10 protein-coding genes are annotated in these 11910 nt (G+C 36.3%); 1 reads left to right on the top strand and 9 read right to left on the bottom strand.

All coding sequences use genetic code 11. The features are described 5' to 3' along the window. Positions 1-222 precede the first annotated feature (222 nt). The 9 genes from ACXR6G_RS14945 to sufB form a co-directional block, all read right to left on the bottom strand. Positions 223-1215 (bottom strand): GSCFA domain-containing protein, encoded by a 993-nt coding sequence (locus ACXR6G_RS14945; protein WP_458362245.1) that lies wholly within the window; start codon positions 1213-1215, stop codon positions 223-225. A 14-nt stretch (positions 1216-1229) separates the two neighbouring features. Next, entirely contained in the window at positions 1230-2072 is an 843-nt protein-coding gene (locus ACXR6G_RS14940; protein ID WP_458362244.1) for an alpha/beta hydrolase, read from the bottom strand. A gap of 12 nt (positions 2073-2084) precedes the next feature. Next, positions 2085-3017, bottom strand: coding sequence for a tRNA epoxyqueuosine(34) reductase QueG (gene queG / locus ACXR6G_RS14935; RefSeq protein ID WP_458362243.1), 933 nt, complete (start codon positions 3015-3017; stop codon positions 2085-2087). Between the two features lie 656 nt (positions 3018-3673). Next, positions 3674-3985 carry a metal-sulfur cluster assembly factor gene (locus tag ACXR6G_RS14930; RefSeq protein WP_458362242.1) on the bottom strand — a complete coding sequence of 104 codons (312 nt, stop codon included), beginning with the start codon at positions 3983-3985 and terminating at the stop codon, positions 3674-3676. A 71-nt stretch (positions 3986-4056) separates the two neighbouring features. Continuing rightward, positions 4057-4482, bottom strand: coding sequence for a SufE family protein (locus ACXR6G_RS14925; protein ID WP_458362241.1), 426 nt, complete (start codon positions 4480-4482; stop codon positions 4057-4059). An 88-nt stretch (positions 4483-4570) separates the two neighbouring features. Then, positions 4571-5803, bottom strand: a complete 1233-nt coding sequence (locus ACXR6G_RS14920) for an aminotransferase class V-fold PLP-dependent enzyme (protein ID WP_458362240.1) — start codon at positions 5801-5803, stop codon at positions 4571-4573. Between the two features lie 85 nt (positions 5804-5888). Next, the gene (gene sufD, locus ACXR6G_RS14915; RefSeq protein ID WP_458362239.1) at positions 5889-7244 is read right to left on the bottom strand and encodes a Fe-S cluster assembly protein SufD; all 1356 of its coding nucleotides are present in this window, start codon (positions 7242-7244) and stop codon (positions 5889-5891) included. A 64-nt stretch (positions 7245-7308) separates the two neighbouring features. Next, positions 7309-8061, bottom strand: a complete 753-nt coding sequence (gene sufC, locus ACXR6G_RS14910) for a Fe-S cluster assembly ATPase SufC (protein ID WP_458362238.1) — start codon at positions 8059-8061, stop codon at positions 7309-7311. 45 nt (positions 8062-8106) lie between these two features. Continuing rightward, complete coding sequence (gene sufB / locus ACXR6G_RS14905) at positions 8107-9558, bottom strand: Fe-S cluster assembly protein SufB (RefSeq protein WP_458362237.1); 1452 nt, start codon at positions 9556-9558, stop codon at positions 8107-8109. Positions 9559-10445: 887 nt separating this feature from the next. On the opposite strand from sufB, the gene ACXR6G_RS14900 reads away from it, so the two are divergent. After that, the gene (locus ACXR6G_RS14900; protein ID WP_458362236.1) at positions 10446-11852 is read left to right on the top strand and encodes a carboxypeptidase-like regulatory domain-containing protein; all 1407 of its coding nucleotides are present in this window, start codon (positions 10446-10448) and stop codon (positions 11850-11852) included. Positions 11853-11910 lie beyond the last annotated feature (58 nt).

The following is an 11910-nucleotide window of genomic DNA, read 5'->3' as shown; positions in this document are numbered from 1 at the left end:
TACCAAGATAACTCAGTGTTTACAACGGATACAAACGGTTCAAAGATCAGCGCCTCTCTCTTAAAGCGAGTGCAAATATAAACTTTTTTATTCCAGCAATCCTAACGCGAAGATGCACTTTCCTGAATTTAATTCCTAAAGCGCTGAAAATCACGATCACTTTTCTAAAAAAAAAGAGTCAGACAAGCAATTTACGACATTAATTATAGAAAATCCACCCCTTTAAAGAAGATTTCGTTCTAAATTAGCTATCACGTCATCCATATCAACCGTTGGATTCATTCTTAAGAACTCGTGAATCTTAGATAAACTTGATTTTATAAAGCTTTGGTGAGAATCTGAGTTCACATTAAAAGGTCGATGATTAGCTGCTAAAATAAATTTAGCCACCTGCTTTTGAATCTGTTTAGACTCCTCGGAAAGGTAAGTGTCAGAAAATCGTTGCCAAATGTACTTTATTGCAACATCACTCATGTGCAACATATCCTCAGAATAAAAACGATAATCACGTAATTCGTCCATTACGATTTCATAAGATGGGAAATAGGATACCTGATCGAACAATTCTGCTAATTGATCGACTGCTAATAATAGGGTAGCCTTACTTAATTGGTTCCCATGTGCACCATCTTTCCAATGACGAATTGGACTCACAGTAAATACAATCTTAATATTAGGGTTAAAAACCAACAGCTCTACAAGCAGGTCTTTATATATAGATACAATCTCATCCACATTTAATCGATATCGATTAAAATCTTTGGCTGGTAATTTATGGCAATTGGATACTATATCTCCAGAGCTCAATAATTCATATACCCATGCTGTCCCAAAAGTGACAAATAAGATATCAGCTTTCTTAAGATTCCTTGAACTTTCCTTTATCCCTATATTAATATCCGATAAGCATTGAGACAAATCCGTATTCGAGAATTTGCTGTGATGATAAAAACTGAACCATAAATTATTGTGGAAGTTTAGATCATCCTCAACAAAGTCGCGTTCTCCCATCAACAATCGTAAACTACTACAAACACTCACAGGGTTATAAATAACACCAAATGGGTTTACATCGACTTGATACTTATTTGATTTCAGCTTTGAACCCATGTTTTCAACAAAACAAGAGCCCATCATCAAAGCTGTCTTCTGATATCCAAAATCAAACTCTGATTTAGGAATGTTCACTTTTGTTCTAAACAAATCTTCATTCATAGTGATAGTCGTTATTATAAGGAAGGCGTTACATTCTTATGAATCCAACTTAAAATTAGATCAAAGGCCTCATCTTTACAAAAATCATTTTGCAACTCATGAAAAGCTCCTTCAAACATATGAAACTGGCATAAATGACCTGCATTGGTTGCAAATTTTTGACTTGCAGCATGAGAGGTTATTTTATCAGCATCGCCGTGCAATAATAGAAGTGGTTTATTTAAGTTCGTAATATTATTCAAAAGAGAATAACCTCTTTGATAAGCTTCATAAAATAAGCGGAAAGAAACCATAGGGTGAACAAGAGGATCGTTCATATACTCTTCCCCAATATTAGTATCGCGAGAAAGCAAATCAGGGTTTAATTTTGTTTCCAAACTTAGGTTTGTAAATAGCTTCGCCAGAAGTTGAACCAGTGGAATTATAAATTTTGGTGGCGACTGTTGAGCTATCAACCAGGGTGAAGTTGAAATAACAGCTTTATACTTTCCGCTCCTAGTTTGCAAGTGAGTTAAAACCTCACCTCCACCCATGCTATGACCATATAAAACAATTGGAATATTAGGGAAGAGCTTCTCGCATTCTAATAAAAGCAAATCGATATCATCAAGCAAGGTTTCATATGATGGTATGACGCCTCTTTTTCCTTCTGATTGCCCATGACCTCTTTGGTCGAAAGCAACAAGAGCTATATTATTTGCTACAAATCTTTTTGCCCAATTGCTATATCGAGAACTGTGCTCACCTATTCCATGAACCAAACAAATAACACAATCGGGCGCTTGATCTGACTTCCATACTTGAGAAAACAAGTTGATATCATCCGATGATTTAATAAATGCCGTTTGGTGAGTCATATAAATACGTTTTTATTCTCTTAGAAAATCTAGATTCCGTTTTAAGCCCTTGAACTTAGTTCGCTTTACAGCCGAATTTTTAAACAAGCTGCCAAATTTGTGAGCATCCATTTCAAACCAATCCTTTTTTGACAAGGACAAAATTTCAGAGTTTGGCTTAAAGGCTTCTACAGAGTGTGGTTTTACCATGCGATTCCATGGACAAACATCCTGGCATATATCACAGCCAAAAACTCTATTTTCGAACTTCCCCTTCATTACCTCAGGAATATCATCTTTCAATTCAATTGTGAAATATGAAATACACTTACTTCCATCTACAACTTTGGGTGCGACAATAGCACCAGTTGGGCATGAACGAATACAGCGATTACAACCGCCACAAAAATCAGGATAGCTTTCGGTATTATATTCTAAGGGCATGTCGATAAGCAATTCACCCAAAAACATGAAGGAACCCAGCTTTCTATTCAGGAGTAATGAATTTTTACCAATCCAACCTAATCCAGCCTTTCGGGCCCAAGCATGTTCCAATATTGGAGCTGAATCAACAAAGGCACGTCCTTGTGTTTCACCTATTTCTTCGTTTATATATGCCAATAAAGCATTCAATTTTTCTTTTATCACAAAGTGATAATCTGTTCCATAAGCGTATTTCGCTAGAACTGGTGCTTCAGAGTCTTCTTGAGTATTTTCGGGGAAGTAATTAAGAGCAACCATTACGATCGACTTTGTATTTTCTACCAAAAGTCGAGGATCGAGGCGCTTCTCTATATTATTAGCCATATATCCCATCTCTCCATGATAGTCCTTATCCAGCCAATCGATGAAACGTTCTTTTTCTTCAGATAGAAAATCAGCTTCAGTAATGCCACAAAGATCAAATCCAAGTTCTTTGGCTTTATCTTTTATAAGTTGAGATTTAGTAGCTAGTGTTAGATTCATGTTACGAAGATAGAGAGTATTGGTTTCAGAAGATAAAGGATTCGCATAATTACAAAATTATCAAAATTCACAGAAAAAGTACAAACAAAACCTGGATAAGAGTTTCAGCTCTGTTTACGAATTCAATTACCTATCTAAATTAGAAAACCATTGTAAGAAAAAATAGTCCTAACATGACATTTATAGCTTTATTAAAGTCATGTTCCATTATCTGATGATTTTTCGTGACGCCTAATTATTCATCGGATAATAGAACCTGCGATACGCAATGGAATATCTTTGAAGCTTAATTACCATTATCCGATGATTTTTCGAGATGTCTATTTATTCATCGGATAAAGTGCTTAGTTGATGTGTAAAGGGTTGCAGTGAGAATTGGATTGGAATTTATCTGATGAATTTTCGAGATGCCAATTTATTCATCAGATAAAAAGGATAGCCGATGCGCAAGGGATTATAGTGGAAAGCCCACAGCGAAGGATGAGCGAGGACTTGTAGCGAAAAGCCCGACCTTAGGAACGAAGGTTGCGCCCTAATACTTTGAATTATTGCTATCAATATTTTAAAATCGGATTACAAATCCAAAACTCGATACCTGCAGATTACAAATCTACAGGAGCATAAAAAAAGGACTGTAAAAAACAGTCCTTTATATCTTATAGAAAACCCAATTCGAGTTTTGCTTCTTCAGTCATCATATCCTTATCCCAAGCTGGATCGAAGGTTAACACAACAGTTACGTCGTTAATTTGTGGTAAGGCCTTAACCTTTTCGTTTACCTCTTCAAGAATCTGATCTGCCATTGGACAGTTTGGAGCAGTTAAAGTCATTAAAACTTTTGCCTCATCATCTTCGTAAACATCAACTTCATATATCAATCCCAAATCGTAAATATTCACAGGGATTTCAGGATCGTAAATCGTTTTTAATATCTCTACGATAATTTCTTCTGTTTGTTTTCTACTCATTGTATTGAATTTTGAGTCCGCCTTAAGCGGATTAAAAACTAGAGAATCAAGATTCCCATCATCACTCGTTATTAATTATTCACTTTATGGTTGAAAGCCAAACCGTACATTTTGATTTGCTTCACCATTGAAACCAATCCGTTTGAACGTGTTGGTGATAAATGCTGTTTCAACCCAATCTCATCGATGAATTTTAGATCAGCATTCATAATTGCTTCAGGAGTTTGATTATTGAATACTCGTATTAATAAAGCAGCAATTCCTTTCACAATAATAGCATCGCTATCAGCTTCAAGTTTTACTATGCCGTCTTCTAACTTGGCATTAAACCAAACTTTAGATTGACAACCTTTAATCAAATTCTGATCTGTTTGATATTGAGAATCTAGACCAGAAAGGTCTGTTCCCAATTCAATTAAGTATGCATATTTGTCCATCCAGTCCTCAAAACCAGCGAACTCTTCAACGATTCCTTCTTGTATTTCGTTTATGGTCATTTCTCCAATCATTTGTAATTTTCAAGAGTGGCTCAGTAAGTTGAGCCAGTTTATTCGCTTACAAAGTTATAATTATTTCAGAAACATTTTAAGCCGACTTGACTCCAAACATTTTACAAACTTTCTCAATTCCTGCAAGAAGCACATCAATTTCCTCTTTTGTATTATAAAAAGCAAAAGATGCACGTACGGTCCCATCGATACCAAAATGCTGCATGACTGGTTCGGTACAATGTGTTCCGGTTCTAACTGCAATCCCCATTTGATCTAGCAACATTCCCATATCGTAGAAATGTATCCCTTCAACTAAGAAAGAAATAACAGATGTCTTATTCTTTGCTGTTCCGTAGATTCTCATACCAGGAATAGCATTGAATTTCTCAGTTGCATATGCTAACAACTCTTGCTCATAGGCATCAATAGCATCTAAGCCAATTGCCTCAACATAGTCGATAGCTGCACCAAGTCCGATTGCATCGATATAATTTGGCGTTCCCGCTTCGAATTTAAATGGCAATTCATTGTAGGTCGTTTTTTCAAAAGTAACCTCTTGAATCATCTCCCCTCCACCTTGCCATGGTGGCATTTCATTTAAGAACTTCTCCTTACCATATAGTACACCTACTCCTGTAGGACCATACAACTTATGACCAGAAAAGGCTAGGAAATCAGCATCAAGAGCTTGAACATCGATTTTTTTATGCTGTATCGACTGTGCTGCATCTATAAGAACAGGCACATTTTTCGAGTGAGCAAAATCAATAATTTCCTTTATTGGATTAATTGTTCCTAATGAGTTTGAGATATGATTGACGGCTAGAATTTTGGTGCGATCTGTAATCAAATCTTCCAATTTCTCGATCATCAACTCACCATTATCATTGAAAGGTAAAACCTTCAAAGTAGCTTTCTTTCGCTGACAAAGCATCTGCCAAGGTACAATGTTAGAATGATGCTCCATTTCTGAAACAATCACCTCATCGCCTTCAGAGATATAGCATTCTCCAAATGAGTTAGCAACCAAATTCACACTCTCGGTAGTACCAGCAGTGAAAATTACTTCGTGAGAATGTTCAGCATTAATAAACTTCTGAACCTTAATACGAGCATTCTCTGCTCCCTCGGTCGATTTATTACTTAAGTAATGAATTCCACGATGAATATTAGAATTGTATTTGTTGTAATATTCCACCATAATATCAGTTACCTGACTTGGTGTTTGGGTCGTTGCTGCGTTATCGAAGTACACCAATGGTTTTCCATATATCTTCTCTGATAAAATCGGAAAATCTTGACGTAATTTATTTAAATCTAATGACATGAATTTTAATTATTAGATTGCTAAGATTGTTTCATTGCTAAATTGTTCAAATAATAACAATCTAGCCATTCAGCCATCTATCAATTTATTGGTTACAAGCTATCGCACAAGTATTACATTCAGAAATCTCACCTCTCAATCGCTTCTCAACTAATTCGTCGATACGATCTTTAAGAGCGTCAACTCTAATTTTTTCAATAATCTCGTGTGCAAAAGCAAACATCAACATCATTTTAGCTTCTTTCTCGTTGATACCACGAGCACGAAGATAGAATAAAGCATCATCGTCCATCTGACCAACTGTAGCACCATGGCTACACTTCACATCATCAGCATCGATAATTAATTGAGGTTTGGTGTTGATAACAGCAGAATCGGATAATAACAAGTTGTTATTTTTCTGATAGGCTTCTGTTTTTTGTGCATCGCGACGTACATGGATCTTTCCAGTAAAAGAAGCCGTTGCTTCATCACCCATTACACCTTTAAAGTGCTCGTTACTCACACAATTAGGTTTAGCGTGATCTGCAAAAGTGAAATTGTCAACATGCTGATTACGATCCAACAAATACATTCCATATGTATGATTCTCGCAATGCTCACCATCGAATAGAGTATGATGATTGTTACGAATCATACCACCATATAAGGATAGTGTATTAGTCAATACATTTGAATTTGCTTCCTGACGGATAAACACCGAGTTAAGCATCGTTGCATTCAAATGCTGATTTTGTAATGTATATAAATCGAATACAGCACTCTTTGCGACATTAATTTCGCTTACTGTATTTGATAAGTACTTATTATGCGTTAAGGTATGATCACAGAAAATCACTTTTGCCTGAGCATTCTCTTCAATCACAATCAGATTACGCTGAGTCGCCATTAAATCACGATCTGAACGTAAAAGATTGATTACCTGAATAGGTTTTTCTACGATTACATTTTTAGGAACGTAAATAAAAACACCATCTTTAGCTAAAGCTGTGTTTAGCGCAACCAAACCTTCTTCGTTTGGCTTAGCATATTTCCCATAGTGCTTATCGAAAATTTCGCTATGCTTTTTAGCTGCTTCTTGCAGACTACAAACAATAACGCCTTTAGGAATATCGAGTTCTCTATTCTGATTGTAGTACCAGCCATTCGAAAGCAATACCAAATTGGTATCCAGCTCTGGAACATCGCAGTAGAACAATTCATTCAAGTCACCCATTACGGTTCTGTATTGCAAATCTACCGTATAAGGGTGATCGAATGCAGGAACCAAATTCGTGTACTTGTAATCTTCATGGGCAAGAGTTGGAACACCAAGCTTTTTGAATTGCTCAAAGGCTTCCTCTCTTTTTGTATTCATGAATTTTGATGACTTGTCTTCGAGAAGAGATTTCCCCTGCTCAAACAAATCTGCAAAATCATTATTTATAGTATCTATTGACATGATCGCTTCAATTTAATAAATTGCTAAATTGTATGACGGTAATAATTACCAGCTAACAATCTGACTACTTCACTAGTTCTTCCTTAATCCAGTCGTATCCTTTTTCTTCCAACTCAAGAGCTAACTCTTTACCGGCAGTTTTTACGATACGTCCATCGAATAATACGTGAACTACGTCTGGTACAATATAATCAAGCAAACGCTGATAGTGAGTAATCACAATAGTTGAATTTTCAGCAGTCTTCAATTTGTTTACACCATTGGCAACAATACGAAGAGCGTCAATATCCAAACCAGAATCAGTCTCATCCAAAATAGCTAATTTAGGATCAAGCATAGCCATCTGGAAAATTTCATTTTTCTTTTTCTCTCCACCAGAGAAACCTTCGTTCACTGATCGATTCATTAGATTAGAATCAATCTCAACCAAAGCTTTTTTATCTCGCATCAATTTCAAGAAATCACCAGCTTTTAAGGGCTCTAATCCTTTGTATTTGCGATGCTCGTTTACAGCTGTCTTCATAAAGTTAACAGTTGAAACACCTGGAATTTCGATTGGATACTGGAAGCCTAAGAAGATACCTTCTTTAGCACGATCCTCTGGAGATAGATCTAAAAGATCTTTTTGTTCAAAAACAACTTCACCTTCAGTAACTTCGAACAATTCGCGTCCTGCTAATACTGAAGCTAATGTACTTTTACCTGCGCCGTTAGGTCCCATGATAGCATGAACTTCTCCTGGCTTTATTTCAAGATTAATCCCTTTTAGGATTTCTTTCCCGTTTATTGATGCGTGTAGATTCTTTATACTTAACATTGTTGTCTTTTTTCCGGTTATCAGTTATCAAATATCTGTTGTCGATTATCCGACAGAGCCTTCGAGGCTAATTGCCAATAGTTTTTGTGCTTCAACAGCAAATTCCATAGGCATTTTATTAATCACCTCTTTAGCGTAACCATTAACAATTAAGCCAATAGCATCTTCAGTTGAGATACCTCGCTGGTTACAATAAAAGATCTGATCTTCACCAATTTTAGAGGTGGTTGCCTCGTGCTCGACCTTAGCCGATTTATTATGTACTTCCAGATAAGGATAAGTATGTGCACCACACTTATCGCCCAATAGAAGCGAATCACATTGTGAGAAATTCCGAGCCCCTTCGCAGTTCTTCACCACTTTTACCAATCCTCGGTAAGAGTTGTTCGATTTCCCTGCAGAAATACCTTTCGAAATAATTGTTGATTTTGTATTATTACCGATGTGGATCATCTTCGTTCCTGTATCGGCTTGCTGATGATTGTTAGTTACAGCAACCGAATAAAACTCACTTGATGAACCATCACCCAATAATATTGTAGATGGGTATTTCCAGGTCACTGCCGATCCAGTCTCAACCTGAGCCCACATCAATTTAGCATTAACACCTTGGCAAATACCACGCTTGGTTACAAAATTATAAATACCTCCAACGCCATCTTTGTTTCCGGGATACCAGTTCTGAACCGTTGAATATTTCACTTCAGCATTGTCCTTTACGATGATCTCAACAATTGCAGCGTGCAACTGGTTCTCATCACGCATTGGTGCCGTACAACCTTCAAGGTAACTTACGTATGATTCGTCTTCGCAAACAATCAAAGTACGTTCAAACTGACCTGTATTTTCCGCATTAATACGGAAATAGGTCGATAGTTCCATTGGGCAACGAACGCCTTTAGGAATATAAACGAAAGAACCGTCAGAGAATACTGCAGAATTAAGAGCTGCAAAGTAATTATCGCGATAAGGAACAACTGTTCCCATATACTCTTGAATCAAATCTGGATGCTCTTGAACAGCGTCGCTGAAAGAACAGAAAATAATTCCCTTCTCAGCTAAAGCTTCTTTAAAAGTAGTTTTCACCGACGACGAATCCATCACAACATCAACCGCAACATTAGATAAAAGCTTTTGCTCATCCAATGGAATACCAAGTTTGTCGAAAGTCGCACGAATTTCAGGATCTACATCATCCATACTTTCCAGCTTCGCTTTTTGTACGGGAGCTGCATAGAAAATGATTTCCTGATAATCGATTGGTGGAATATCCAGGTGTGCCCATTCAGGCATTTTCATGGTCAACCAATGACGGTAAGCCTTAAGACGAAATTCCAACATGAACTCCGGCTCATTTTTCTTAGACGAAATCAGACGAACGACATCCTCATTCAAACCCTTTGCAATAGAGTCTGTCTCGATGTCACTCGAAAAACCATATTTGTAATCACTTTGCGTGACTTCGTTCAATATTTTATCTTGTTCTTCTTTAGCCATATCTTAAAAAAAGTATCAAGTAGTAAGTATCCTTATCCGAAAACGCTTCACTACTTTAATGAAACCCCTTATACTTCCTATAGAAGCATAACAAGCTGCCTTCGAAAATTCGTTTCACCGACTCTTTTAGCCCGACTGAAACCGTTTAAAATTTGCTGCAAATATAAAGAAAGTATTTATATATCTATCTGTAAGGTACACAATAAAACACCGCAATGTCTTTTTCTTGATGGAAGATTGAATACAGAGTACTAAAAGCATTAAAAAAACAGTCATTAAGACCTCAAATCTTATAATTTATTTGAAGAGTGCAATCCCTATAAGAGCAAAATAAACTTACTATTCTTTTTTTAGAATCTAAACTATTCAAATACCATTCTTTGAAGATCTTTCACAATCATTAAACTTTAGACACCTCTGAAAATATCAAAACAATAGAATGTTTATCTTAATAATAAAACTTACTTAACATTAATTAACAAACTGCTTAACGCCAAGCAGCACATACTGATTAATTAAAGCATTATATTTATTCAGATTTAAAGCAAATTAAACCTATTCCTGTCAGATCGTAAATAGAAAACTAACCGTTTTTAAATAAGCCAAAACCCCGTATGACTAGAACCATCCTCAGCACAGCTCTATTATTATTAATAAGTATTGCTTTTTTGCTCAAAGACATCTCAAGATAAGATGATTAGGAAAATACAATCATACAGAAGAGCAGTTCGCATGGGTTCTTTTTTTTGTTTATAATTTTTAAAAAAAGTGATCTACTTATCTTAAACATATAGTTATGTGAAATTATTTTCGAACATAACGCAGCGTTTTATCTACCTCATGTATTCTACATATAAACTAAGCGAATTGATAAATAAAAATATATTATGACTAAATCCATTCTCAGCACAGCCTTTTTTTTATTGATTTTACTAACAAGCACACAGGCTCAGGTGCAAATCAGTTCGAGAATTATAGATCAGAAAAGTAAAGCGGCTATCCCCTATGCCAATATATCCATAGCGAAAACGACGAAGGGAACAATGAGCAACAAGGATGGACAGTTCCAATTGTCTATTGAAAATCCGCAAACAGACACAAGAATACGAATCAGCAGTCTGGGTTATCAATCGCTATCGCTAAAACTGGACGAAATAGCCAAGGTAAAAGCAATAGAACTAAAAGCCATGGCCTACGATTTATCGGAGGTGAACGTAAATGCCAGCAGGTTGATGAGTGATCCGAAAAAGATACTGAAAGCTTGTATGAAAGCAGCACCCAGCTTTCGTCCCGACAAGCCCTACATAAACAAGGGCTTTTTGCGACAAAGTCACCTACTAAATAAGAAATATGTGAAACTAATAGAGGCAGCTCTATTCACTTATGCAACACCCGAAGAGCCGAAATTCAAGGTTCATATACTAGAAAAAAGAAACACTTACGATAACAGGGAAATTGATGCAGAAGCACTCGGTTTTTTCAAAAACTGGGAACACATGCGACATAGAAAGGCACAAAGGAAAGCGGAAAGCTATAAACCCAGCAAAGACGAATTACAAGAGCTGATTCGGGATACCGATGAAAAGAGGAATTCAATCAGTAAACCTAGACGACTAGAAACTGCTTACCAGCCGAAATTGGGTGATATGTGGTACAGCCTGCATGATCTATACAAAAGCGATTTTCACCAATTTAAGCTCGATACTATCCTCGACCTAAATGGAGAAGCCATCTACAAAATTAAAATTCTGCCTACAGCAAAAGAATTAAAAAAAGGCATTTTTATTAGACTGGGATATATACTCATCTCAGCAAAAGACTTCGCCTTATACGAACTTAAATTTGGGAAAATACAAAATCCCAATAAGACAGGATTAATGATAACTGGATTTGCAAATAGCTTCAAATCTAACTTTACATTAAAATACAAACGTCATAAGGGAAAATTATACCCTTCTTATTATAAAATATTCCATAGCGATTTCACAGGGGTAAGCTCTCTTGGTCTTGAAGATCGATTCAAGCAAAAAAAATATCCCAAAATTATTCGTGAACTCTTATTCACAGAAATCATCGAAGAGCCCAATCAGATTACTCAGATGCTTCCCAATAAATGGAATGACAAACTTTATGTCCCTTCGGAGTATCATCCTGAGTTTTGGGAAAACTACAGCATACTGCTCGAAACTAAAAATGAAGCCAAGCTACGTAAAGATTTAGAGAGCGATATCGACATGAAACAACAGTTTAGCAAATCGGCGGATAGTATCAGAATTAATCAGGTGAATAACTAGCCATTAAATAAGTCGAAACCCAATATACTATAATCGTAAACAGCTTTAGGCTAATAGC

Source organism: Ancylomarina sp. YFZ004, assembly GCF_054254355.1.
Note: the sequence above shows the minus strand (reverse complement) of the source record. Positions and strands in the feature narration are given on the sequence as shown.

Excerpts from the sequence above, each read along its gene's own strand:
- ACXR6G_RS14940 (WP_458362244.1), bottom strand. The coding sequence starts at position 2,072 with ATGACTCACCAAACGGCATTTATTAAATCATCGGATGATATCAACTTG.
- ACXR6G_RS14920 (WP_458362240.1), bottom strand. The coding sequence starts at position 5,803 with ATGTCATTAGATTTAAATAAATTACGTCAAGATTTTCCGATTTTATCA.
- ACXR6G_RS14945 (WP_458362245.1), bottom strand. The coding sequence starts at position 1,215 with ATGAATGAAGATTTGTTTAGAACAAAAGTGAACATTCCTAAATCAGAG.
- ACXR6G_RS14925 (WP_458362241.1), bottom strand. The coding sequence starts at position 4,482 with ATGACCATAAACGAAATACAAGAAGGAATCGTTGAAGAGTTCGCTGGT.
- queG (WP_458362243.1), bottom strand. The coding sequence starts at position 3,017 with ATGAATCTAACACTAGCTACTAAATCTCAACTTATAAAAGATAAAGCC.
- ACXR6G_RS14930 (WP_458362242.1), bottom strand. The coding sequence starts at position 3,985 with ATGAGTAGAAAACAAACAGAAGAAATTATCGTAGAGATATTAAAAACG.
- sufD (WP_458362239.1), bottom strand. The coding sequence starts at position 7,244 with ATGTCAATAGATACTATAAATAATGATTTTGCAGATTTGTTTGAGCAG.
- ACXR6G_RS14900 (WP_458362236.1), top strand. The coding sequence starts at position 10,446 with ATGACTAAATCCATTCTCAGCACAGCCTTTTTTTTATTGATTTTACTA.
- sufC (WP_458362238.1), bottom strand. The coding sequence starts at position 8,061 with ATGTTAAGTATAAAGAATCTACACGCATCAATAAACGGGAAAGAAATC.
- sufB (WP_458362237.1), bottom strand. The coding sequence starts at position 9,558 with ATGGCTAAAGAAGAACAAGATAAAATATTGAACGAAGTCACGCAAAGT.